Annotated in this window: 20 protein-coding genes; 18 read left to right on the top strand and 2 right to left on the bottom strand. The window is 39.3% G+C overall.

Annotation, left to right across the window (positions count from 1 at the left end; all coding sequences use genetic code 11):
• Positions 1-13: 13 nt before the first annotated feature.
• Positions 14-709 carry an ABC transporter ATP-binding protein gene (locus tag AC1RJ8_RS21495; protein WP_492955591.1) on the bottom strand — a complete coding sequence of 232 codons (696 nt, stop codon included), beginning with the start codon at positions 707-709 and terminating at the stop codon, positions 14-16.
• A gap of 891 nt (positions 710-1,600) precedes the next feature.
• Here AC1RJ8_RS21495 and AC1RJ8_RS21490 point away from each other — a divergent pair.
• The 15 genes from AC1RJ8_RS21490 (at position 1,601) to AC1RJ8_RS21420 (ending at position 21,010) form a co-directional block, all read left to right on the top strand.
• Entirely contained in the window at positions 1,601-2,179 is a 579-nt protein-coding gene (locus tag AC1RJ8_RS21490; RefSeq protein ID WP_492955590.1) for a Crp/Fnr family transcriptional regulator, read from the top strand.
• Between the two features lie 93 nt (positions 2,180-2,272).
• Positions 2,273-2,809, top strand: coding sequence for a YceI family protein (locus AC1RJ8_RS21485; RefSeq protein WP_492955589.1), 537 nt, complete (start codon positions 2,273-2,275; stop codon positions 2,807-2,809).
• 10 nt (positions 2,810-2,819) lie between these two features.
• On the top strand, positions 2,820-3,038 hold the full coding sequence (locus AC1RJ8_RS21480) for a tautomerase family protein (RefSeq protein WP_131531439.1): 219 nt from the start codon (positions 2,820-2,822) through the stop codon (positions 3,036-3,038).
• An 11-nt stretch (positions 3,039-3,049) separates the two neighbouring features.
• On the top strand, positions 3,050-3,796 hold the full coding sequence (locus AC1RJ8_RS21475) for an SDR family NAD(P)-dependent oxidoreductase (protein ID WP_492955588.1): 747 nt from the start codon (positions 3,050-3,052) through the stop codon (positions 3,794-3,796).
• Positions 3,797-3,823: 27 nt separating this feature from the next.
• Positions 3,824-4,252, top strand: coding sequence for a nuclear transport factor 2 family protein (locus AC1RJ8_RS21470; protein ID WP_492955587.1), 429 nt, complete (start codon positions 3,824-3,826; stop codon positions 4,250-4,252).
• A 1-nt stretch (position 4,253) separates the two neighbouring features.
• Positions 4,254-5,312 (top strand): NAD(P)H-dependent flavin oxidoreductase, encoded by a 1,059-nt coding sequence (locus AC1RJ8_RS21465; protein WP_492955586.1) that lies wholly within the window; start codon positions 4,254-4,256, stop codon positions 5,310-5,312.
• 224 nt (positions 5,313-5,536) lie between these two features.
• Positions 5,537-6,127, top strand: a complete 591-nt coding sequence (locus AC1RJ8_RS21460; RefSeq protein ID WP_492955585.1) for an RNA polymerase sigma factor — start codon at positions 5,537-5,539, stop codon at positions 6,125-6,127.
• A gap of 159 nt (positions 6,128-6,286) precedes the next feature.
• Positions 6,287-7,426: a FecR family protein gene (locus AC1RJ8_RS21455; RefSeq protein WP_492955584.1), complete on the top strand. Its 1,140-nt coding sequence runs from the start codon at positions 6,287-6,289 to the stop codon at positions 7,424-7,426.
• A 223-nt stretch (positions 7,427-7,649) separates the two neighbouring features.
• A complete protein-coding gene (locus AC1RJ8_RS21450; RefSeq protein ID WP_492955583.1) occupies positions 7,650-11,051 on the top strand; it encodes a TonB-dependent receptor in 3,402 nt (1,133 codons plus the stop codon).
• Between the two features lie 13 nt (positions 11,052-11,064).
• The gene (locus AC1RJ8_RS21445) at positions 11,065-12,717 is read left to right on the top strand and encodes a RagB/SusD family nutrient uptake outer membrane protein (protein WP_492955582.1); all 1,653 of its coding nucleotides are present in this window, start codon (positions 11,065-11,067) and stop codon (positions 12,715-12,717) included.
• 80 nt (positions 12,718-12,797) lie between these two features.
• On the top strand, positions 12,798-13,586 hold the full coding sequence (locus AC1RJ8_RS21440; RefSeq protein WP_492955581.1) for an SDR family NAD(P)-dependent oxidoreductase: 789 nt from the start codon (positions 12,798-12,800) through the stop codon (positions 13,584-13,586).
• 417 nt (positions 13,587-14,003) lie between these two features.
• Positions 14,004-15,608 carry a tetratricopeptide repeat protein gene (locus tag AC1RJ8_RS21435; protein WP_492955580.1) on the top strand — a complete coding sequence of 535 codons (1,605 nt, stop codon included), beginning with the start codon at positions 14,004-14,006 and terminating at the stop codon, positions 15,606-15,608.
• Positions 15,609-15,869: 261 nt separating this feature from the next.
• Positions 15,870-18,647, top strand: coding sequence for a TonB-dependent receptor (locus AC1RJ8_RS21430; protein ID WP_492955579.1), 2,778 nt, complete (start codon positions 15,870-15,872; stop codon positions 18,645-18,647).
• A 22-nt stretch (positions 18,648-18,669) separates the two neighbouring features.
• A complete protein-coding gene (locus AC1RJ8_RS21425; RefSeq protein ID WP_492955578.1) occupies positions 18,670-19,929 on the top strand; it encodes a right-handed parallel beta-helix repeat-containing protein in 1,260 nt (419 codons plus the stop codon).
• A gap of 1 nt (position 19,930) precedes the next feature.
• Entirely contained in the window at positions 19,931-21,010 is a 1,080-nt protein-coding gene (locus AC1RJ8_RS21420; RefSeq protein WP_492955577.1) for a phytase, read from the top strand.
• An 804-nt stretch (positions 21,011-21,814) separates the two neighbouring features.
• Here the strand turns inward: AC1RJ8_RS21420 and AC1RJ8_RS21415 are convergent.
• Positions 21,815-22,711, bottom strand: a complete 897-nt coding sequence (locus AC1RJ8_RS21415) for a helix-turn-helix domain-containing protein (RefSeq protein WP_492955576.1) — start codon at positions 22,709-22,711, stop codon at positions 21,815-21,817.
• Positions 22,712-23,253: 542 nt separating this feature from the next.
• On the opposite strand from AC1RJ8_RS21415, the gene spt reads away from it, so the two are divergent.
• From spt to AC1RJ8_RS21400, 3 genes are read left to right on the top strand one after another with little or no spacing between them, the layout of a single operon-like run.
• The gene (spt, locus tag AC1RJ8_RS21410; RefSeq protein ID WP_492955575.1) at positions 23,254-24,459 is read left to right on the top strand and encodes a serine palmitoyltransferase; all 1,206 of its coding nucleotides are present in this window, start codon (positions 23,254-23,256) and stop codon (positions 24,457-24,459) included.
• Entirely contained in the window at positions 24,456-25,577 is a 1,122-nt protein-coding gene (locus tag AC1RJ8_RS21405; protein WP_492955574.1) for a hypothetical protein, read from the top strand. Before spt ends, AC1RJ8_RS21405 begins: the two co-directional genes overlap by 4 nt.
• Positions 25,574-26,563 (top strand): NAD-dependent epimerase/dehydratase family protein, encoded by a 990-nt coding sequence (locus AC1RJ8_RS21400; protein WP_492955573.1) that lies wholly within the window; start codon positions 25,574-25,576, stop codon positions 26,561-26,563. Before AC1RJ8_RS21405 ends, AC1RJ8_RS21400 begins: the two co-directional genes overlap by 4 nt.
• Positions 26,564-26,571 lie beyond the last annotated feature (8 nt).

The raw sequence follows: 26,571 nt of genomic DNA, 5'->3' as shown, positions 1-26,571 counted from the left end.
AAATGGATTTGTTTTAAATAGTTTGTAAGTATAATTCCTGAAGGTCGGCTGCAGTGATGTCGCTGGCTCTGAGTGTATGGATCAATTCGCCTTGTTTCATAATGCCAATGTGCGAACCTACATTTACCGCATTAAAAATATCGTGCGTAGCCATCAGGATTGATTTGCCCTCGGCAGCCAATTGTTTAACCAGTTGCGTAAATTCTGCGGTGGCTTTTGGGTCTAATCCACTGGTAGGTTCATCCATTAAAATGATTTTTGCATTTTTGGCTAACGCAATTGCAATTCCTACTTTTTGGCGCATGCCTTTACTAAAGCCCGATAAATGTTTGTGGTGGGCAGCTTCCTGTAAACCACATTGCTTTAAAAAACCGATCAAGCTTGAAGTACCATAGTTAAACCCTGCCAGTTTAGAAAAGTAATCGAGGTTTTCGATGGCCGAAAGAGTGCTGTAAAGCATAACCACCTCGGGAATGTAGGCCAGATGTTTCCGCCGTTCGTCATCGTGCACAGCGATTTCCTCGTTATCGATTAAGATTTTTCCGCTACTTGGCTCAATAAAACCTAAAAATAAATTGATGGTAGTGGTTTTTCCGGCGCCGTTTTGGCCCAGCAGGCAAAATACTTCACCAGGGTTAACGGTTAAATTAAGCTGACTTAAGGCCTGGTAAGATTGATAATTTTTGGATAATGAAATGGCTTGAAGCATAATAAAATATTGGCGCATACCAAACAGGCATGTGCGTTAAACAGAGTAAATTTGAAGGTTATGAAAAGAAACTTCTTTTATGAAGATTAAGCCATTAGGCTTGGCGGGCCTTTATTGGCGCAGCATAAGATGTAAGCAACAGGATGCCTCATGAGGTAAACGCAAGGTATAATTGTTGGTTTAACTATAGATAGTGTAAATTCAATAGGAGCGGGAAGATCGAAAAAGTGCGATCGGTGTTTCAATACCTCGCACAATTTACATTTTAGCTTCGGGGAACTCAATTGTTTCAGTGGATACACCTGAGAACTTTGTTTGCTGTAACTGGTTTTTTCGGCACCATGATGATGCAGGCTTTCTATCAGTGTTGCATTAAGAAATACCGCCAATAGTAATACCGCCCATATGCGGGCAAAAATTTCTTTGCGATATGTATACACGGAATACTTCAATGCAACAAAGTTACATTTAAAAAATTATAAATCAAGTACTGTGTTATTTAGTTAATTGCGGAATCGGTTAACTTTATGTTGTTTAATCAACTGCGGACTAAATATTTTTGTCCTTAGACTGCGCTGCCATTGTCAAAAATTGGCATCATCTCGACTGGAGTGCAACGGAATGGAGAGATCTTTGAAGCAAATTATAGAAATGAAATTTAAAAGATTTTGCTTCGCAGAGCCTTCGGGTTCTCCACTACGGTCGAAATGACGATACTTCGAGACCGTTTATCTCCTTAAAATCCGCTGTCAATTAGCTTGATTTATGCAACAAATTATCACTCAGGGTGACATTTCGATTGGGGAATCAGCGTATATATCAATCGTTTAATCGACTCCTGAATCCCCGGCTTCCGGCTAACCCCATTAATTCTTACCTTTATTTCAAGCTATGGATCCTAAAGAAACACTAAAAGCACATATTTTAAAAACGGCTACTTTAACCGACAAAGAGTTTGATTATTTATTTTCCCATTTCATGTTACAGTCTTTTAAAAAAGGGCAGGCCATCATTAGTGAGGGAGATAGGGTAGATCATGAATATTTTGTGATCTCGGGTTGTTTAAAAGCTTTTTTTATCAACGATGAAATTAAGATGTATATTCTGCAGTTTGCTATGCCGACCTGGTGGACTTCAGATTATGGCGCCCTATACAACCATAGCCGTGCAACCATAAGTGTAGATTGCATTAGCGATGCAGAAGTGTTATGCCTTTCTAACGATGACCGCGAAAAAATCTGCAGCGAAATTCATCAGGCTGAACATTTTTTCCGCTGGAGAACAAACAGGGGCTATCTGGCTTCACAAAAAAGGCTGTTATCTTTTATGAATAATGATACCAAAGCCCGTTACGAAGAACTTTTGGCCATGTACCCGCAATTGTATAATCTTGTACCCAAACATTTAATTGCTGCTTATTTGGGTGTTTCGAGAGAAACCCTGAGCAGACTTTACAACGCTCAAAAATAGCGTTTGCAGAATGTGATTTACATCACCTAAGTCCTGTAAATTTCCTCCCTTACTTTGTGTTGTCAAATCACTAACGATTGATAAAACAAAGAAATGGAAACTACAAAATTTGAAATTGTAAGCGCTCAAAGCAACATCAACTGGACTGGTAAAAAAGTTACCGGAGCACACAACGGAACCATAACGATTAAATCGGGTTCACTAAGTTTAAACGATGGTAAACTGCGCAACGGGAACTTTATTATCGATACCACCTCTATTGTAATATTGGATGTTACTGACCCTGCAACCAATGCACAGTTTGCCGGACATTTATTCTCTGACGATTTTTTTGCCACCGATCAATTCCCTGAGGCCACATTTGTCATTACAGCAGTTGATCAAACCAATGAAGATAATACTGTAATTACCGGCGATTTAACCATTAAAGGCATTACACATGCGGTAATTTTTGCAGCAGATGTTGTGGTTAACGGCAATACGTTAACAGCTTCCGGTAAAATCTTTATCGACCGTACCAGGTACAATATGAAATTCAGATCAGGTAACTTTTTCACCAACCTCGGCGATAACCTAATCTACAATGAATTTGAGCTCGATGTAAAATTAACCGCATCATTAACTATTTAATCGAACAGCCATGCCATACGTAAAAATAGAAGTAACCCGCGAAGGGGTTACACGCGAACAAAAACAGACCCTAATTAGTGGAATAACCAAACTGATTACCGAAGTATTGGATAAAGATCCGAAGCTTACCCATGTAGTAATTCAAGAAATCGAACTGGATGATTGGGGATATGCAGGCGAACAGGTATCGGTATTGCGCGAAAAAGGGATAACAGCAAACAATAAATAAGCATCAAAAACATGAAAACACTAACTGTCATTATAACAGGCGCATCAACAGGTATTGGTCGTGCCATTGCAGCTTTATTTTTAGAACAGGGTCACAATGTGGTGATCAACGCTGCAAATGAGAACAATTTAATCACTGCTTTTAACGAATTAGGGTTGCACAATCAATTGGCGATGGTAGCAGGCGATATCAGCAATAGTAACATAGGTAAACTATTGGTAGAAACTGCAGTAGCGCGTTTTGGTGCTGTAGATGTGTTGGTAAATAATGCCGGTATTTTTGAGCCAAAACCTTTTTTAGAGGTAGATGAAACACATCTGGATAAATTTTTGAATATCAATTTAAAAGGCACATTTTTCACCACGCAGGCAGCCATCACGCAGATGTTGAAACAAGATGGTGGTGCTGTTATTAACATCGGAACTGTATTGGTAGATCATGCCATTGGAGGTTTTCCTGCAACAGCACCCATTTCCAGTAAAGGAGGTATCCATGCCTTAACCAAACAATTGGCTGCAGAGTTTGGCAAAAACAACATCAGGGTAAATGGCATCGCACCAGGGATTATTAGAAGTCCGTTACAGGCCAAAAATGGCATTGGTGATGCGGATGCATTTGCAGGTTTACATTTATTAAACCGTATTGGCGAAACAGAAGATGTTGCTCAACTTGCCCTGTACCTGGCAGAAAGTAATTTTGTAACAGGCGAAATCATCAATTTAGACGGAGGTCATGTAGCAGGTCATCACATTGGTTAAGGATAAAAACTAAAACAAAAACCAGGTATGCAAAGGGAAATCATTAAGCCCGGGCATACCTTAAAAATTAAAACCATGAACAATTACAGCGAAAATGCAAATGCAATAGCAGAGGTACTGTCATCTTATTTTAAGGGCGTTTTTAATGGAGATACCGCACTGCTCAGAAAAATATTTCACCCTCAGTCTATATTGGCTGGTGATGTAAACGGCATTCCATATTTTAAAACACTTGATGAATATTTAGAAGGTGTAAGTAAGCGCAAAAGTCCGCAAGAGCTCAATGAAACATTCCGAATGGAAATATTATCGATAGAAATTATCAATTCTATTGCAATTGCCAAAGTTCATCTGCCTATTTTTGACTTTAATTATTACGACCTTTTATCATTAAGTCTAACCAATAGCGGGTGGGTGATTGTGAATAAACTTTTAACCAACGTAAAAATTTATTAAGATGTGGAACAGAACTAAAATAACCGAACTTTTAAAAATCGAATACCCGATTTTATTAGGCCCAATGGGCGGTGGATTTTCAACACCTGAGCTTTTAGCAGCCGTATCAAACGCTGGTGGTTTGGGCAGCATCGGCGCATATACCTTAAGTCCTGAAGAAATTATCGAAACCGATAAAATTGTAAGAACAAAAACAGCTAAACCTTATAACATCAACCTATTGGTGAAAGATGTAGATGAGCGTTTGCTTAATTATCCATCAGAGAAAATAGAGGAAATTAAACTATTATTCAAACCTTTTTTTGACGAATTGAGCATTCCATTACCCGATCTTGATGCCAATATTCCTTCAAAATTTTTGAAACAGGTAGAAACCATTTTCGAGCTGAAACCTGCTGTATTTAGTTTTATCTTCGGTATACCTTCAAAAGAAATATTAAACGAAGCAAGAAAGCTAGGCATTAAAACGGTGGGTGCAGCAACCACATTAGATGAAGCTTTAGCACTCGAAGAAGCCCAGGTTGATGCCATTGTAGCAACAGGATTTGAAGCCGGCGGACATCGTCCTTCGTTTCTTAAATCGGCAGATGAATCGTTAACAGGAACTTTTGCATTGATCCAGCAGGTAAAAGCGAAAACAAAAACACCTATAATTGCTGCCGGTGGTATTGCCGATGCGAAAGGTATAAGTGCAGCATTAACGCTTGGCGCAGATGCAGTCCAGATCGGTACCGCCTTTTTAGTAACCGACGAATCTAATGCAACGCCTATGCACAAGGCAAAACTTTTTTCCGAAGAATCAAAAAATACAGTACTTTCTAAATCATTAACAGGGAGAATGGGCCGGATGATTGCTAACCGGATATCTGGTGCTATTCGTTATGAAACTGAGGTGTTGCCCTTTCCACTGCAAACCCGGTTAATGGGACCGTTAAGAGCCGCTGCCATTGAACAGGGCAAAACAGATATGTACAATTTCTGGTCGGGACAAAATGCGGTAAACTTAAAATATGCATCTGCAAAAGAATTAATGCAGGTGTTGATTAGGGAGATGCATTAGTTGATTGGTTCATTAGTCATTGGTCATTAGTTCATTGGTCATTGGTTAATTGGGCATTGGTCATTAGTTCATTGGAAACTGAGAACTGTAAACTGAGAACTGTTTCTTCCCTCATTTTCTTATTTTGTCTCTTCAATAATGCAACATTTATGCTGCTTTTCGAAAAATAAGTAAATTGAGCCGTTATTTTTTTGCTTAGTATTGCAAAGATATTCCTTATACTAATGAAACCTGATAATTTACAACTATGGCCTGATAGTTTGCTTGTTAGCGATATGCAAAGCAATGATCGGTCTGCGTTTGAAAAAATTTACAACAGGTATTGGAGCAAGTTATATTTATCAGCCTATCATATTTTACGCAATAGGGAGGCCGCTGAAGATATTATCCAAGAAATATTTGTGAGCCTTTGGTTAAAACGGGAGTATACCTCAGTCGATAATCTCAATAATTATCTGTTTACTTCCGTTCGTTTTCAGGTATTTAAAGCCATTAGAGATGGGAAATTACGCCCAGATTTACTTCATGATACCGACCTTTTGGTGAGTCCGCATAATGCCGAAAATGCTTTTGCTGAAAAAGAGATCGCGCAACGTTTAGATGAGAGTATTGAGCTGTTGCCTCAAAAATGTAAAGAAATTTTTATCCTGAGCAGAAAAGAGCACCTTAGTGTTAAAGAAATTGCCGACCGGTTAAACCTTTCACCAAAAACGGTAGAGAACCAGATTACCATTGCATTACGCCGCCTGCGTACAGATATGGGCGAATTCTTATTTTGGGCCATTTTATTACTGGCCGGCATTTGGGATAAATAAATCAGTCCCTATCCTCTCCTGCGAATTTCGATTTGATTGTTTACCGTTACTTAACTTTGTTTAATTTTAATTAGCTGTTGTATAGTGTGTTATGTAAAATTTAAAATTTCTTTTGGGGGATATACTTTGTTTTGGGTACATACACCAAACCACAAGCAATTGAAAAAAGCAGAATTAACAAGTTTAACAGAAAAATACATAGCCGGTACTGCCAGTGGAGAAGAACGCCTTAAGTTAGAATCCTGGTACAACGATCAATTGAACGAAAATACTTTGGCGGATGAAAAACAGTTTGATGAAGAAGATCAAGTTGGCGAAAAGATTTTTAATAAGATTAATCAACAAATAGATCAGCAAGAGAAAAAACGACCGGGCAGGTATTTTTATCGTATAGCTGTTGCCGCCTCATTAATTGCCGTTTTAGGATTTGGTTGGTTTATTTTAAGTAAACGTACCGATCTTAAAAAAATAAATAAATCAGCTAGCTTAATTAAGCCCGGTGGCAATAAAGCCTTTTTAACACTTGCCGATGGAACTAAAATTAATTTAGATCAGGCATTAAATGGTACAATAGCCAGGCAGGAGGGAATTCAGATTACCAAAACTGCTGATGGACAATTGCTTTATACCATTTTAGAAAATAAATCAAGCTCGGCTAAACCAGGATTTAACACCATCAGTACACCAGCTGGCGGCCAGTATCAGGTTACGCTGCCCGATGGGACCAAAGTTTGGCTAAATGCACTGTCATCATTAAAATATCCTACCACTTTTACAGGCAAGTATAGAATGGTCGAGCTTGCTGGTGAAGGTTATTTCGAAGTAGCTAAGAATAAAAACAAGCCTTTTAAACTTAAAACATCAAAGCAGGAAGTAAGCGTTTTGGGTACCCATTTTAATGTGAGTGCCTATGCAGATGATGCCGAAATTAAAACAACCCTGCTAGAAGGTGGGGTAGCCGTTAAAAACTTTAATCCACAGGCCACAGGTTTGCTAAAACCCGGGCAGCAGGCTGTTTTCCACGGTACAGGTTTCAAGGTGAGCAATGTTGATGTAGAAGAATATATCGCCTGGAAAAATGGGTTCTTTATGTTCAATAATGAAGGGATTAAAGAAGCTATGCAAAAATTGGCCAGGTGGTACGACGTTGATATCGAATATGTTGGTGATTTTGATGGGATTTATTTCGGAGGATCTTTTTCTAAACACAATAACCTGCAGGAAACCTTAAAAATATTAGAATCCACTGATAAGTTTAAATTTAAAATAGAAGGAAGGAGGATTAAAATTTTAAAATAACCCCTTAAGTTTTAATCTGAAAAACGGATTTCGAGTGCAATCGAAACCCGTTTAAAGCTTTAGATTAAAATTGTTCCAACAATAACCAAATAGTTAAAACATTGTAAATGTAATAGCAACTGCTATAGGCATTTAACTCAATCTAAAACCTAACAAATGTATGAAAATTTACGATTTTAATTTATACGGGTCAAACTGTATAAAGAATAAAATTCTGTTATCTATGAAGCTAACCATCTTATTGCTTTTTGTAGCCTTTTTACACGTTAACGCGGGTAGTTTTGCGCAAAATAACATTACGCTTAACGAAAAAAATGCATCCTTACAAAAAGTATTAAAGGCAATAAAAAATCAAAGCGGCTATAATGTGTTTTTTATCCAGAGCGATTTAAAAAAGGCGAATATGGTAAGCATCGATATAAAAGATATGCCTTTAACCGAAGCTTTAAATCAATGCTTCAAGAACCAGCCCTTAACTTATTCTATACAGGCCAACACCATTGTGGTTAAAGAACGGCCCGTAAATGTTGTCCCTGCCAATAAGCCAGAACAAAGTACACCAGCAAACCAGGTTATCGATGTAATTGGTACTATTTTAGACGAAATTGGTAAAGGCATACCTGGCGCCAGCATTAAAGTAAAAGGAAAAGAGCAGGGCACCATGAGTGATGAAGGCGGAAACTTTAAACTTACCGGTGTGGCCGAAGATGCCATTTTAGTGATCTCGTATTTAGGTTATCAAACCAAAGAGGTAAAAGCTTCGGCAACAGTAAAAGTTACTTTGGTGCCGCAAAGCAACGATTTAAATGAGGTGGTAGTTGTGGCTTATGGTACACAGAAAAAATCGAGTTTGACCGGAGCTATTGCCACCATAACCCCTAAACAATTAAAAGAGCGCCCTGTAACCTCCATACAAAATGCCTTACAGGGTATTTCTCCAGGCTTAACCATTTTGCAACGCCCTGGCGATGTAAGTGCAAGTGCAACAGGAGGTACTGCTGTTAATATTCGGGGCAGAAGCAGTTTAGCAGGGGCAGGTACGCCATTATATATTATTGATGGTATTCCGGCTAGCTCGCAAGAATTCGCTACACTTAATCCAAATGATATTTCGGGCATGTCGGTACTAAAAGATGCATCTTCTGCAGCTTTATATGGCTCGAGAGCGGCTAACGGTGTAATTATGGTAACCACTAAACGTGGTGGTGGCGAAAAAGCAACCATCGAGTTTAATGCGAACTACGGCTGGCAATCGCCCACTCGTATCGCGAAATATTTAGGATCAGTAGATTATACAACACTTTATAATGAGGCACTCACCAATGTTGGCCGTAGCCCAATGTATACACCCGCTCAGATAGAGTTATACAGAAATGGTTCTCAGCCAGATCTATATCCAAATACAGATTGGTATAAAGAAGTTTTAAGGCCCAGTGCACCACTTGCCGATGTGAATTTAAACATCAATGCACCCGGTAAAATAACCAGTAGTTACCTGGGTTTAAATTATCAAACTCAAGAATCGTTAATTCCGAATAAAGACCAGGACCGTTTTAATGCAAAATTAAATACCGAAACCAAGGTTATAGAGAATATACTAAAGATAGGTACCAATATCTCTTTCATTAACCAGGCTTTTGACCGTTTGGGCAATTTATCATGGACAGAGTTAAACCGTTCTCTACCAACTACTGTTTTTCGCCAGAGCAATGGCCAATGGGGCTCGGTAAACAATGGTACTGTAGCCAGTAGCTCAATTCCGTATCGTAACCAGGCCCGCATGATAGCCGAATCATCGAAAGGCAGTAACCGGAACAATTTACTTCAGACCGCTGCAAATGCTACGTTAACACCTTTAAAAGGTTTATCGATAAATGGATTGGTTTCGTTAAAGTTTACCAACAACAACAGCACAGCCTTTAACAATACCATGACACCGATTAATAACTTTTTAACCGGTAATCCTATTGCGCTGCCTGCCGGACAAGGCACCCAGAATGATTTAAGGGAGTACTGGTCTAAAAGAAAAGAATTGTTGATACAAGGTACGGCAGATTACGAGCGTACATTTGGTAAACATTATGGCAAGCTAACTGTAGGTGCATCGCAAGAAAGCAATGTGCTTAGAAGTGCATTTATTGGTAGAAGAAACTTTCCTAATAACGATTTAAGCACCATTATCAATGGTTCTGGTAACGGAGAAGATATGTTATCAGATAACAATGGAGATGATATTATTGGCGGCGTTTTTGGCTTAGCCAACAGAACCGCTGCTGAAGAATGGTCAATGCGATCGATGTTTGGCCGTTTTAACTATGCTTTTAACGATAAGTACCTGTTAGAGGTAAATGCCCGCATCGATTATTCTTCACGTTTCCGTGAAGATGTGCGTAAAGCATTCTTTCCATCGTTTTCTGCAGGATGGGTAGTTTCCAAAGAAGACTTTATGAAAAATATTTCCTGGGTTGATAATTTAAAACTCCGTGGTTCTTATGGTTCGTTAGGTAATCAGGATGTGGTTTCTGTAGGCAACTATTTTAACAGGTTAAACGCTGGCTTTCAGTACAGTTTTGAAGGTACAGCACAAGATGGAATCTGGCAGGCCGATGGATCATGGCCAACCACAACCTGGGAAAAGGTATACATGACCGATTTTGGGGTAGACATGACTTTGTTAAAAGGTAAACTGGACATTACTGCAGATTATTACATTAAAGATACCAAAGATTTGTTATTACGTAATGCAGCCCTTTCAACCTATCCGTTAACCGTCCCTTTTACCAATTCGGCAAGTACCCGTAATACTGGTGTAGAGTTGGCCATCAACCATAACAACAGAATCGGAAAAGATTTTACTTTTAGCATTGGTGGTAACTTATCATTGATCAAAAGTAAAATCACCAAAATTGGAGACAATAATAACGATCGATTTGATGGTCAGTATATTCAAAGGGTTGGCGAATCGCTCGGATCTTTTTATGGTTATATTGCTGATGGTCTTTTTGTTACTAATGGAGAGGTTGCTTCACATGCTTTTCAGGATGCACGTACCAGAGCCGGAGATATTAAATACAGAGATATTAATGGAGATAATGTGATTAATGCTGCAGACCGTACCATCATTGGTAACGATGTACCTTTTGTAAACTATGGTTTTAATTTAAGTGCAGCTTACAAAGGTTTCGATTTTAATATCCTTACTTATGGTGTGGCCAAAGTAAAAACCTATTTAGGCCAGGAAGCTTCAGCACCCTTCTTTAACGGTGCAAATGCCAAAGTACAGTTATTAAACCGCTGGACAAAAGAAAACCCTGATCCAAATGCCGATTTCCCGCGGACATTACTAACTGCAGATGCCGGACATAATATCGATCAATTCTCGTCATTCTACCTATTTAGCGGCTCTTATTTCAGGGTAAGAGGCATTACTTTGGGTTATACTTTACCTCAAAATGCAGTGAAAAAAATTGGTTTGTCTAAATTAAGAATATATGGCACAACCAACAATCCTTTCACCATTATGGCCGATAAGCGTTTGGGCGATTATGATCCTGAGTCTGCTTCGGGCCGTGGAGGTTACCCAGGTATTAAAACATGGTCGTTTGGTTTAAGTGCAGGATTATAAAATGATTAGAAAAATGAAAAAGATATATATAATTACAAGTGTACTCTTATTAAGTGTTATTGTTTCTTGTAAGAAAGATTTTTTAGAAAGACCACCTTTAAACCAGGTGTCGGAAGCTACTTTTTGGAAGAATGCCAATGATGTTTACTTGGCCGTAAACGGTGTATACAATCAGTTACCTGGCGATGATATGGTGTATGATGATGCAGCTGCAGATAATGCGCATGCACAGTATCCTTGGGAGAGTTCGGCAACGGCAGTATCATCGGGTAATGTAAACTCTACTTTAGATGCAGGCTGGGGTTTTACCGGAATTGGTCGTGCCAATTATTTTTTAGATAATGCAGATAAAGTAACCGGCATGGATAAAACATTACTAGACCGATATAAGGCCGAGGTCCGTTTTATTAGAGCAAATGCTTATTTCTGGTTGATTAGTAAATTTGGTGACGTGCCATTGTCGACTAAAACAGTTGAGCTTGGCAGAGAAAATATACCAAGAACACCAAAAGCAGAAGTATTAAAATTTGTGGTAGATGAGTTAGACGCCATTGCTAAAATTTTACCACAAAGTTATGCTGGTGGTAAACCAAACGAAAAAGGTCGCATTACCAAAGGAGCAGCATTGGCTTTAAAAGCACGTGCTCACTTGTATGAAGGCCAGTGGCAATTGGCTGCCGACGCGGCAAGCCAGGTAATGACATTGGGTTACGATTTGTTTAAAGTAACTGCCGAAGATGCCCTAAATGCCAAAGATAATTATAGCGCATGGGTCGATTTCGCAAATGCCGATGATGAGAAAAAATTCCGTGTAGGACTCCGTAGTTATGAAGCTTTGTTTTACCAGGCAAATGAAGGCAATGTAGAAGTAATATTAGATAGACAGCGCATCCCGCAACAAGATGCTAATTTCTTAAATACCTTGCTGCCTTCGGGCGATCTGGGTGGTTGGGGCTCTATTGCACCAACACAAGAATTGGTAAATAGTTACCCAAGTTATAAAACAGGCGATTTAATTACACCGCCATCGCCAGCACAAAGAGCTGCCTGGTATAAAGCGAAAGATCCGGCATTTAAAAACGAATATAGAAATAGAGACCCGCGTTTTTACGCCAGTATTTTATTTGATGGAAACCCATGGAATGCCATCCAAGATGATTATTCATTTAAATGGACTGAAGGTGCAGGTAACACCGCCCTAACTGGTTACAGTGTGCGTAAAATGGTCGACCCTAAAATTTATAGAGATCAGATTGATAACCATGCAAATAATATTTTAATCCGTTATGCTGAAGTTTTATTAACCTATGCCGAAGCTAAAAACGAATTAACCGGTCCTGATGCAAGTGTATATGATGCTTTGGATAAAATCAGGACGCGTGCGGGCATGCCTGTTGTTGATAGATCTAAGTATGCCACGCAGGAGACCTTAAGGGCGTTAATCAGAAATGAAAGACGTGTTGAATTGGCAATAGAAGGACAACGTTATATGGATATCAGAAGATGGAAAATTGCTCCACAGGTAATGAAACCAATATATAGTATTGCCGATGCCGCAAAACCGATTCAAGAAAGAACCTGGAATGATAAATTATATTTAATGCCAATCCCGCAAGATCAGATAGATCTCTCTAAAGGCGTTTTAAAGCAAAATAGCGGTTATTAGAAAACCCACAACACACAATGAATAAATAATGATTAAGAGGGTGTCCAAAAAGTTTGGATACCCTCTTTAAATTAGATTTTATGGCACTAACAATAGATTTAAAAGGGAAAATAGCTTTGGTAACGAGTGTTACCTCCGGTATTGGCTTGGGGATTGCCAAAATGATGGCTAAAGCGGGCTGTACCGTGATCGGTTGTGCAGAACAAAGTGAAACGAGTGATGTTGCCCAGCGGTTTTTAGCAGAAATGGGGTCTTTTGAGGCACATTCAGACTATTTTAAAGCTGATATGGTGGTAACTGAAGATATTGATGGTCTTGTATCAGATATAACCGGTGATTATGGACGATTGGATATTTTGGTTTCTAACGCTGGTCAGAATGTATTTACGGGTTTAGAAAATAGTACCGAAAAAGACTGGCAGTTTAATTTGGATTTAAACCTTTCTGCACATTGGCGTTTGGCCAAACGCTGCAAGTCGTTACTAGATGGAAATAATGGAGTAATTATCGTAATGGCATCCAGCCATGCTTTTGCCAGTATCTCCGGCTGTGCGCCATATAAGATTGCCAAAACTGCATTAACGGGTTTGGTGAAAAGTTTGGCTATAGAATCGGGGCCCGGTATTAGAACAATAGGCATTGCACCGGGCTTTATCGATACGTCCGGTAACCAGCAATGGTTTAATTCATTTATACGGACTGAAGAAGAAAGGCAACGGACCATAGATCTTCATCCGGTAAAAAAACTCGGTACAATAGAAGAAATTGGAGGCTGGTGTGTCTTTTTATCTAGCAAGTACGCCGGTTTTGCATCTGGAACTACCTATTTAATTGATGGCGGCCGAAATGCAGTATTGCGGGATAATTGAGATTTGAGATTTGAGATTTGAGATTTGAGATTTGAGATTTGAGATTTCAGAAAAAAGGGATATTAAGATAGGAATAAATTTTTTAACAATAAGATGGATATTTGGAGGCCAGATGTGCTTTGTAAAGCAGGTTTAATTTTAGTTAAAGGCTAACTGGCAACTGGACTTCGGGCTCCCGACTAAAGACTTCGGACTAAACGCTACTTCTGGTGTAGGGGTAACACCTATTTCATAGGTAATATTCATATCAATAGGTTTTACTACTAAAATACAAAATATCACTTAATGGACTAATATAAAATCGGCTTCGCTATTAGGTTTGGCGTTCGTTATCCTCAGTTAATTCTTCAACTTAACCTTAAGTTAACATATACGCTCTTTCTTTGTTCAGCATTGCCTGATATAGATGCTTCTAACATGATCAAACCCTTTAGTGTTCTAGTGCTTTTTCTGCTTTTCGTTTCGAATGCGGTTGCCCAGGAAGAAAAATTCGAATCGATTATTGCCCTGAATCAAAAAGATCCGACTGCAGCCCTGGCTCAATTAAAAAAAATATATGCCAAAGCTATCGATGGCAATGACGAGCTTTTAGAAGGCAAATGTTTGCAGCAAATGGGTAGGGTTTGTTATACGCAGGGGCATTTCAGCCAATCGTTAGAGTTCTTTTTAAAAGCCGATAAAATATTCAATAATGCCAATCAAACCCATTTATTGGCCGCAAACCTTAACGATGCGGGTGTGCTCTACTACTATATGAAGCAGAAAGACAAGGCCATGCATAGCTATAACAAAGCCATCGGTATCTATAAAAGATCGAATAACTTAACCGGACAGGCAACCGTTTTGGGCAATATTGGGCAGTTATACGAAAAAAGACAACTTTACGACAGTGCATTTTACTATCAAAAACTCGCTTTAAAAATAAACGAACAGGTTAACGATAAAAGCGGGGCGGCCAAAATACACGAAAACTTGGGCAGTATATATGAAGATCTTGAGCGTTACGATTCTGCGTATGTGCATTTTAAACAGTCGTTAAATTTATATCAGGAAGATCATAATGACCTGGGGAGTATCGAAGTAATTAATAATTTGGGCGATATCCTCCGTAAAACAGGCCGGTATAAGGAAAGTATTGTGCAAACCGAAACGGCGTTAAAACTGGCCGAAAAGATGGGCAATATTTATCAGCTAAGCTCCTGCTGCAGAGATTTGGGCAAGGCATACGAACTGTTGAACAATATGGACAGCGCCTACCATTATGTAAAACTCGGCTATAAATACACGATCGATCTGTATTCGGAAGATGGTGCCCGGCAGGTCGCCTTTTTGCAGGTACTTTACGATATCAATAAAAAATCTGATGAGATTAATAAACTGAAAAACGACCGAAAGGTGAATAGGATCATTGCTTTTTCTGCCACAATTGTAGTGATATTATTGATTGTTTTGGGATTTGTTATTTTTAGCAGACAACGCTTAAAGTTGAGAGATCAACAGATGCTGGCGCGGCAGAAAGCGATAGAACATGATATGACCAGTTTGGCGCTCAAAAATCTTCAGCTCGAAGAACAAAATCTGAAACAGTTGCTGGAGGTTAAAAGCAGAGAGCTTTCTACCCATACCTTAAATCTGATTAAACACAACCAATTCCTTGAAAATCTTAGGAGCACCTTACAAGCGATGGTAAAAGAGGATAAGCGCGATCAGAAAAAACAGATGAACCAGATCCTCACGGAGATTAATCAAAGTTTTAATCACGAACGCAACTGGAAAGAATTTACGGTGGCTTTCGAACAGGTGCACCATCAGTTTCTCGAAAGCCTAAAAAAATATAGTAATGAGCTTACTTCAGCTGATATGCGCCTGATTGCATTGTTAAAAATGAACCTCGATTCAGCTGATATTGCAACCTTACTTGGTATATCTACCGATAGCTTAAGGGTATCGAGATATAGGTTAAGGAAAAAGCTAAATCTAGCGCAAGGCGATAATTTATCTGCATTTATCCAGGCGTTATAACCGTTACATCAGCTGTAATATACAACCTTTTTTTGCTCGTTTTTAGGGCTTAACAATTTGTTAATGTAACGGTAATAAAAGCATAACGGCGTTTTATCGAGCAGTTAATTTATTGATAATAAATTGGTTATGTTTTTGTGTTGCCTTTTGATATATGCTTGTTGTAACGCTGTTGCCTTTATGTAACCTCAATAATTTCTTTGTGTAAAATGGTGTATACACCTTTGCCCCGTCGATAATAAAAAGACATTACCAAACGCAATGAACAAACGATTACAAATTCTGTTTTTACTTCTTTTTTGTGCAGGCACAGCTAGTGCCACAAAACTGAAAGGCCATGTTTACGATAAGCAAACTGGAGAGGCCATTGTAGGTGCAACAGTGGTTTTAGAAAACCCAAGGCGCACAACCAATACCGGATTAGATGGTACTTTCGAATTTAAGGATGTAAAAGTAGGTACTGCCAAAATTAGTGTTAGCTATATTACTTACAGGACCATCGAGAAAACCTTAATGATACTGAAAGAGGATAACGATCACTTAAAGTTCTACATGGAGAGCGATTCGAAAAGCCTTGATGATATCACCATTAAGTCGAATGCGGTGAGTTCTACTGATCAGGGTGCAAGGCGCCTGGAAAAAAATGCCCCACAACTGATGAATATCGTATCAGGAAGGTCGATTGAGATTTCGCCAGATTTAACGGTAGCCAATGTGATGCAGCGTATTTCGGGTGTGTCTATAGAGCGCAATAGCAATGGCGATGGGCAATATGCCATATTAAGAGGAATGGATAAACGCTACAACTATACTTTGGTAAATGGTGTGAAAATCCCAAGTCCGGATAATAAATACCGTTATGTTCCGCTTGATCTTTTCCCTTCTGATTTACTCGACCGTTTAGAGGTGTACAAAACCCTTACGCCAAATTTAGAGGGCGATGCCATTGGCGGTGCCATTAATATGGTGATGAAAAATGCGCCGGGCTTGCTACAGGTAAATGCCAATGTTGCTACAGGTTATAACCAATTGTTTTTCGATCGTAAGTTTACCAGTTACAATGCTTCGGGTATTAATTATAAATCGCCTTACGAAATAAACGGGAAAAACTACAATGCTACACAAAACGATTTTAGTAAGGGTACACTCGATTATAAATATAAAAACCCTGCACCTAATTTAATCGGAAGTTTATCCTTAAGTAAACGCTTTTTGGATAATAAATTAGGGGTGGTGCTGGCAGGAAGTTATCAGAATACTTACCGTGGCAGCAACAGTACTTTTTACAATAATGCTGTTGTAGGCGTCGATCCTTATGCCAAAATTACCAGCAAAAGTTACCGTGAGTATTCCGAACAGCAACAACGAACGGGTTTACATGGAAAAATTGATTATGTTTTTAATAAAGATCATCAGATCAGTTTGTACAATGTATACGTTAACCTAAAAAATCAGCAGGTTAGAGATGCTGTAACCACTACCTACAATGGCGTTTATAATCCAACAGCTGGGAATGCCGAATTGGTTTACGATACCCGTAGCCGCTTAACCGAGCAGCAGATTTACAATACTACGCTTCATGGCGACCATAAATTCTTTGATGATAAATTTAAAGTACAATGGTCGGCTGTTTATTCTTCGGCCAAAAACGATGTGCCCGAAAATACCAGTATCAGTTTAAATGGGATAGAACAGAATTTTCAAAGCAAACGTACCAGTTTGGTTAATACTAATCCAGTTACCCGTAGATGGGAGCGTAATACCGATGAGGACTTAGCAGGCTACCTGGATCTGACTTACCAGGTTTTGACTGGCGGGCATAAACTGGATATTATGGCCGGCGGTTTATACCGCGATAAACAAAGAAGCAGTTTCTTTAACAATTACAATCTTGCCCCAAGTGCAGCCAATGCATTTGATCTTTACGGTGTGAATTTTCAAAATTATACCGATTTAAACCTCGTGGTGAGTAATTCTACAGGAGCAGTAGCCAATGCATTAACCTACGATGCAAGTGAAAAAATAGCCGCCGGATATGGAATGTTTAAATATAATTCGGCTAAATTAGAAGTGATAGGAGGGCTAAGAGTAGAACATACCAATCAGGGTTATAACCTGCTTTTTCCTGCAGGTGAGGCTTTTCCAAAAGGAAATCAGATTTATACTGATCTGCTGCCCAGTTTAACCGCAAAGTACTTCTTGAGCCAAAAAGCACAATTACATGCCTCTTATTATAAAGCCCTTAACCGCCCTGGTTTTTATGAAATTGTACCAGGAAAGGTGAAAAATGAAGAGTTTATAGAGCGCGGTAATGTGAACCTGCAACGTGCCTTAGCCGATAATTTCGATTTACGTTACGAACTTTTTCCGGGTGCTTCAGAACAATTGTTGGTTGGTGCTTTTTATAAGCGGATCAAAAATCCTATTGAATATACCTTTCAGGCTGATGCCGTTCGTGGACAGGACACTTATTATACCCCGGGAAACTTTGGTACGGCCAATAATTATGGCGCAGAGGTAGATTATATCAAATATTTCAGCAAAATAGGCGTAAAGGCCAATTATACCTATACCCATTCGCGTATTAACACCACTAAAACCACGAGGGTCATCAACAGTACTACCGGAGATACAGAGCCGGCCAATGTTAACCAGGAACGCCCGCTTTATGGTCAGTCAGCACATATTGCCAACTTATCGTTATTGTTTAAAGACACTAAAAAAGGCTGGGATGTTCAGGTTGCAGGTGCCTACACAGGGCCACGCATCAACACGATTTCTCAATTCTTAAATAACGATTTGTGGCAGGAAGGATTTATACAGATGGATGCCTCGGCCGAGAAACGTTTTAAAGGCGGTATTAGTGTTTTTGTAAAGGCCAATAACATCTTAAATACGCCGACAAAATTATTTATAAAAGGTACCAATCCTGAGAATAACAACATCAACGAAGACCTGGTAAAAAACGGGACTACATTGATCAGAAGTGATTATTATGGCCAAAACTACCTTGTTGGCTTCAGATATAAGTTTAATTAATAGAATTTAAAGATATAAAGACATGAAATCGAATCAGATTTTTAAGTTGATGATCCTGATGGTGTTAGCCTTAGCAGGATGCGAGAAAGCCAATATAGATGTAGATACTACCGCTGTTGATGGTTCGGCAATTGGTGAGGTTTCTGGAGTTTGGGCTAAAGGCAGTACACAGGTAATTAAAGGCGATATTGTAATCCCGGAAGGGAAAACGCTAACGATTGAAGAAGGAGTAACGGTGCTGATGGATACGGTTGCCAAACCAGAAATTATTATAAAAGGCAATTTGTACGCTTTAGGAACCACGGAAAATCCAATCAAATTTACCGTAAATGATTTTTACAAAACGCCATTAACCAAGTTTGGTAAACTCTGGGGCGGTATTTTGGCTGGTCCAACATGCGAAGAACTGGTGCTTGACCACGTCATTCTAGAATATGGCGGTGCTAAAACATCCGATGCTTCTACTTCGGTAAAAATGGGCCTGTATAAGGCTGTTGCAGGCGAAAGTTTACCTGCACTTTGGTTTGCCAATGCCAGGGGCAGATTGGTGGTTCAAAATAGTACCATCAGAAATTTTCAGGAAGATTGTACTTATATTGAAGGTGGAAGAATCATTTTTGCCAATAATGTGTTTTATACCACAGGTGTAACAGGAGGAGAAGCCATGAACTTTAAGTCGGGATGTTTGGCTGATATAGCCTATAATTTGGTTTATAGCACCAATACCAATGCCTTAAAATTATCTAATACAGGAGATAAAACGCCACAAACATATATTATTGCTTACAACAATACGATGGTGAATACGGGCTGGAGAAGACCAACTGCAAAAGGCGGATCAATCTGGCTGGAAAGTACGGTGCGTGCCGATCTGTATAATAATCTTTTCGCCAATACCCGTTTTGGTGTAAAAAGAGATCCAAAAAAGCCTGAAGATAACCGTTCTGCTTACAGCAATAACTGGTATTATGGTTTCGATCAGGCTACCGTAAATCAGTTTCAGCCATCTGGCGACATTGTGGGCGGTAAAAATGATGTAATTAGCAATGTTGCCGGAGCAAATGACCCTAAATTTGTGAATTATCCTTTAAATACAGCGGTTACCAATGCCGATTTTAATACCGCATGGGATTTTCACCTGCAGGGCAACTCACCAGCTTTGGGTAAGGGAATCACTAACTTTACCCGCCATCACCAGGCTGGAATTATAATGAAAAATGGTATCACCTATAGCTCACCATCACCATCAACATTTGTTGGTGCCTACGGAACTAAAATATAAAATGAAACATAACAATATATTAAAACTTGCCGCTTTTGCGGTTTTAAGCCTTACGATTTCTTGTAATGGAGGTACACAAAATGAAAGTAGTGCAGTAGTAAAACCTTTATACGTATCTGATCCTGTCGATTTTGATACCGATGATCCTGCGATCTGGGTAAACCCGAATGATCCAGCACAGTCTTTGGTGATCGGTACCGATAAAGATAGCAGTGGCGGCTTATACGTTTTCGATCTGAAAGGTAAAATCATCAAGTCGAAAACTGTAAAGGGTTTAAAGCGACCGGATAATGTTGATATTGCCTATGGTTTGTTACTCGCTGGAAAAAAAACAGATATTGCCGTAACCACAGAACGTTATACACATAAATTGCGGATATTTTCGCTTCCCGATATGAAAGCAATCGATAATGGTGGGATTCCTGTTTTTACAGGCGAAACAGGGGCAGAGTACCGCGATTTGATGGGGATTTCGATGTATACCGATCCAAGCGGAAAAATTTATGCAATTGTTGGTCGTAAAACGGGGCCTAAAAACGGAGGTTATCTTTGGCAGTACCTGTTAACCGATGATGGAAAAGGCAATGTTAAAGCAGATTTGGTGCGGAAATTCGGCCAGTATAGTGGCAAAAAGGAAATAGAAGCCATTGCCGTTGATAATGAGTTGGGATACGTTTACTATTGCGATGAGCAGGTAGGTGTACGCAAGTATTATGCAGACCCAGCCAAAGGGAATAAAGAGCTGGCATTATTTGGGCAGGGCGATTTTGCTGTCGACAACGAAGGCATTGCCATTTATAAAACCTCAGGGAATAAGGGATATATCCTGGTATCCGATCAGGGTGCTAAGCAGCTAAAAGTGTACGATAGGGTGGCTAAAGCCAATACTGCTCATCCACACGCATTGTTAACCACCATTAAATATTCAGCCAACCAAACCGATGGTATTGATGTGGTTTCAGTTCCTTTAAATAACGATTTTAAACACGGTTTGCTGGTGGCCATGAGCGATGATAAAACCTTCCATTTTTATAAATGGGAAGATCTAGCAGGTAAAAAACTGACTAGTGTAAATCCATAACATTAACATGTGTTTTTTGGAAAGCAATTGCAGGAGCATTTAGGGCGGTTCAGTCCTGCTCCCGCTTCTGCCAATTTGAAGGAAATCGGCATCTCGCTTCGATCAGGTTTAGGAGGCAGAAATAGTACTTCTATGGTGGTGAAATAAAGCCCTGCCCATTACAAGCTGGTGGCCAATGTCGTTAAGAGGTTTTAAACACAGATAAACACGGATTTCCATATCTGTGCGCATCCTTTTTATCTGTGGTTAAATTATTTTGGTTTATGGCGAATACTTAACTTATTGACATAATAAAACCCTCCCCGTTGCAGGTGGGTAACCAATGCCGTTAAGTTAAGGAGGAAACGTTATTTTGCAATTGCTTACTAATAAGATATTTGCGATACTATACATTTCCACCCAGCTAGGCCACAGCACCGTATCCCCGTTCCACTTAAATCCGGCCTAACAAATTTTTCGGATTCTGCTGACCCAGCCATACCACTGGCTCTTAAAGAAAAATTTTCAGCCGGCATTTTTTGTTTCTTTTTGATGCCAAAAAGAAAGAGCCTTTCGGCGGCGGTGAGCCGAGGCAAGAATGAGCCTCTGGACAAAAAAGGATATGCGTCGTTTATATTGATTTTAAAAATAAATTATCCCTCAGACTTACAACGCTTATGCTTAACTTAATGATATTGGGAGGGTGACTGGTAGCGTTATCCCCGATTGATCGTCACCCTGACCTGTAGTGAAACGGAAAGCTACGAAGTAAACCGAGCTTTAAGCGAGCTTACCGAAGGTAATTAGCAGTCTGATGAGATTGATCTATACCGCAATATTATTCGATAATTTATACTCAGATGGCGTAATTCCCGTCTGTTTTTTGAAATACTTTCCAAAAAAAGAGGAGTTGCTAAAACGCAGTTCCAAGGCTACCTCCGAGATATTCATTACATGGCTGGTTAGCAATAACTTTGCCTCCCTGATCACCATTTCATCAATAACTTCCCCCGCTGTTCTATCGGTTACCTGTTTAACAACCTGTGATAAATGCCTTGGCGTAATGCGTAAACAGTTGGCATAATAAATTACACGTTTTTCCTTCTTAAAGTTTTCTGATACCAACGATAAAAACCGATTGGTGAGTTCTGTCTTGCTATCATGAGCAAAAGGTATTGGATTTTTCTGTTTATTCTTTAACAAAAAGAGGTCGTACAGCAGCTCCAGGAAGCTATTGTGCACAATGTTTTTAATCTGCGGGGTATCTTTAGGTACATTCAGTTTTTTGTGCAGCGCAAGCATGTCATAGTAAATGAATGTATATTCTTCTTTTGATAATGAAAATTTATGAGTAGGATCGTTCTGGAACATCCTGTAAGCTTCTCCGCTATTAAAGAATATCCCCTTGGTTTTTAAATAATTTTTATTAAAATGGATGCTGATGAAAGAAACATCACTGTTATCCTTAATCTCATAAACGGCATGTGGAAAAATGAGTAGAATATCTCTTTGATTTAATACATGCTCTACAAAATTTATCCGAAGGTTCATCTTTCCTTTGGTGATCAGAATTAAGGCATAACTCGATACGCGGAAAGGTTCCGAACTGCAATAATGAGGATCACTGCTATGGTGGATTTTTGCCATCAATCCATCATTTAAAGAAAGTGCCTCCTCATGGTTTTTTTCTGAAAAAGTTTTATTGAGTAACTCTTGTTGCATAAAATCGATCAGCGTTTTTTTAATAATTTCTTAACAGATTCGATCATCTTTTGCACTACAACTTTAGCCACCCTTTTACGGATAGTTTTTCGCCCTTTTATCTGTTGGATTTTGTACTGGCAAATGTAATGTTCGAGATCAATTTTGCAAGAATATTTTTTTAAAATGACTAATTTCTGATTAATTTTCAATCTTTTGATTAATGAATATGAAATTTTAATTGACTTAAAAACAGTAATTTATATTATTTGTTGAGCTGTTTTGTGTATTTTTTATCGTTTTACTATTTTATAATAAAAGTCAGAATGTCAATTGGTCAATTCATCTGAATGTCACATTTCGCCAATCCTACTTTTTGACCAATATATCCCACATTTGAACCTTTTTTTGGCTTCAATTCCGCGTTAAAATTGTGTTATCAAATCGTTTGGTTAATGCGGCCTTAATCTACCTAGTTGATTTTAATCTCTACAAGTAGCATTCAGGCGCAGGCTAAATTTTCAGAACAGGGTTTTAAAAACTGAAGAATATAAGTGTTCAGCATGCGTAAAAAATTACAAGATAGAATTGCCTCTTTTAAGGATGCGGCGGTGATAAAAGAAAAGGGATTATATCCTTATTTCAGGTCGATAGAATCAGGCCAGGATACCGAGGTGGTTATCAATGGAAAAAAGGTACTCATGTTTGGTTCAAATTCCTATTTAGGGTTAACCAATCATCCTAAAATAAAAGAAGCCGCAAAAGCAGCCATTGAAAAATATGGCACCGGCTGCGCAGGATCGCGGTTTTTGAACGGTTCGCTCGATATTCACCTCGAATTGGAAAATCGTTTGGCCGAATATGTGGGCAAAGAAGCGGCAGTGCTTTTTAGTACTGGTTTTCAGGTCAACTTAGGGGTAATATCCTGTTTGTTAGATCGTAACGATTATCTGTTATTGGATGAGTACGATCATGCCTCAATTATTGACGGAAGCCGTTTGGCATTTTCGCGCACCATTAAATATGCGCATAACGATATGCAGGACCTGCGCCGAAAACTAAGCAGATTACCTGAAGATGCTGCTAAACTGATTGTTTCTGATGGGATTTTCAGCATGGAAGGCGACTTGGTTAATCTTCCTGAAATGGTAAATATTGCCAATGAATTTGGTGCAAATATTATGATGGATGATGCACATAGCCTAGGGGTAATTGGTTTTAATGGCTCTGGTACAGCATCACATTTTAACCTTACGGAGGATGTAGACCTCATTATGGGTACTTTTAGTAAATCGCTGGCCTCGTTAGGTGGTTTTATTGCGGGCAGTACCGAAACCATCGAATATATCAAGCACCGTGCCCGCTCATTGATGTTCAGTGCAAGTATGCCGCCTTCTGCTGTGGCCAGTGTAATTGCTGCATTAGATATTATTGAATCTGAGCCTGAACGGATTGATAAACTTTGGGCCAATACAGAATATGCGAAGAAACTTTTGCTTGAGGCTGGTTTCGATATCGGGCACAGCAATAGTCCGATTATTCCCATTTATATTCGCGATAATACCAAAACCTTTATGATTACGAATATCCTTCAGCAAAATGGGGTATTTGTAAACCCAGTTGTTTCGCCTGCAGTGCCTTCTGATTCGTCTTTGATCAGGTTTTCTTTAATGGCTACACATACTTTCGATCAGATCGAATCGGCCATAGCAAGACTAAGCGCTGCTTTTAAAGCTGTTAATGTAGAATTAGTAGGAAGCCAATCATGAGAGAACTGGTAAAGGTTTCCGGTAAAAAAGCATTAAAGGCATTTGTAGATTTTCCTCATGAATTATATGCTGGCGATGTAAATTACGTGCCCGAACTTTTTATTGCCCAGCGCGATCTGCTTACACCGGGCAAACATCCTTTTTACGAGCATTCGGAAATACAGCTTTTTTTGCTGTACGACGAAGGTAAAGTAGTTGGGCGCATTGCAGCAATTAACAATAGAAACCACAATAAGGTTTACGGCGGACATGACGGTTTCTTTGGTTTTTTCGATTGTATAAACGATGTGAAGGCTGCCTTGCAACTTTTAAATGGAGCACAGAATTGGTTATCGGAAAGAGGGCTGACAAAAGTTTTAGGTCCGGTAAATTTTTCGACCAATGAAGTATGCGGATTACTGATTGAAGGTTTTGACGGGCCACCTGTAGCCATGATGCCTTATAATGCGCCATATTATCTGTCGCTTTTAGAACAGACCGGCTTCCAGAAAAATGTCGATTTAAGGGCCTACCGCTACACCGCGGGCAACTATAGCGAAAGATCGGTTAAACTGCTGGATAGGATAGAAGAACGGCTACTCCGTAACGATATCGTGCTGCGTAAAATCAACATGAAAAAATTCAAGGAGGAGTGTAATGCGGTGAGGGATGTATACAACAAAGCATGGGATAAAAACCTTGGTTTTGTACCGATGACGGATAAAGAGTTTGACTATACGGCAAACGACTTAAAACTGATCCTAGACCCTGAGTTTTGTATCCTGGCCGAGCAGCACGGTAAGATTGTGGGTTTTGCACTGGCCATTCCCGATATCAATCAGATCCTGATCAAAATTAAACGCGGTAGGTTGTTTCCAACAGGTTTAATCAAGCTTTTGGCCAATAAAAAGAAAATTGATGGCATCCGCATTTTGTTGCTTGGCGTGGTAGATGGTTACCGTAAAATGGGGATTGAAGCTTGTCTTTATGGCCGTATCATTAAACATTTCAAGGCTAAAAACATGAAATATGCGGAGGCCAGCTGGACTTTAGATCATAACGATCTGATCAATAAGCCTATTGAAGATATTGGTGGAAAACTATATCGTAAATACAGGATTTTAGAGAAAGCGATATGAAAAAGCGGGTGTTGATTACAGGAGCGACAGGATTTGTAGGGTATCACCTGATTAAATCTGCTTTGGCGAATGATCTCGAAGTGTATGCAAATGTACGTCAATCGGCTACTGCAGCGCATCTTAAAGATTTTCCGATCAATTACGTGGATCTTGATTTTTCTTCAATTTACCAGTTAAAAGAAAATATAGAAGAAAAAAAATACGACTATATCGTGCATGCGGCTGCAGTAACCAAGGCCAAAAAACTCGATGATTACAATCAGGTAAACGCCATTTATACCCGGAACCTGGCTTTAGCGGCTTCAAAATCCGCACATAGCATAAAGAAATTTGTATTTATCAGCAGTTTGGCTGCGCTGGGGCCTTTAACGCAAAAGAATGAAAAACTAACTGATAACGGGGGCTCAAATCCGGTAACCAATTATGGGATCAGCAAGGCACTTGCCGAGACATACTTGGCCCAGATTCCGAATCTGCCCCTGATCACCTTTAGGCCCACAGCAGTGTATGGGCCAAGGGAGAAAGATATTTTTATATTAATTAAAACGATTAAAGCAGGGCTGGAGCTGTATATCGGCAAACAGGAACAGGAACTAAGCTTTGTATACGCAACCGATTTGGCCAATATCATCGTAAAGGCACTCGCATCTGATGTGGTTGGCAAAAGTTACAACATTTCTGATGGGGCAGTTTATAACCGTTCTGCGCTGGCTGCCCATGTGCGTAAGGCTTTAAACAAAAAAACAGTGACCGTGAATTTACCTGTGCAAATGATTAAAAGCCTTGCCTGGTCGATGGAAAGGTTGTATGGCCTGTTTAATAAGGTTCCGGCCTTAAATGTAGATAAGATAAAAGAACTCACCGCTCTGAATTGGGGCTGCGACATTAAAAATATTCAGAACGACTTTGGTTTTGTGCCTCAATTCGGGTTGGAACAAGGACTCACTGAAACCATACACTGGTACCGTAAAAACAATTGGTTATAAGATTTTAA

It is taken from the genome of Pedobacter sp. GW822-FHT03F06 (genome assembly GCF_058801365.1).
This window is presented reverse-complemented; position numbering and strand designations above follow the sequence as displayed.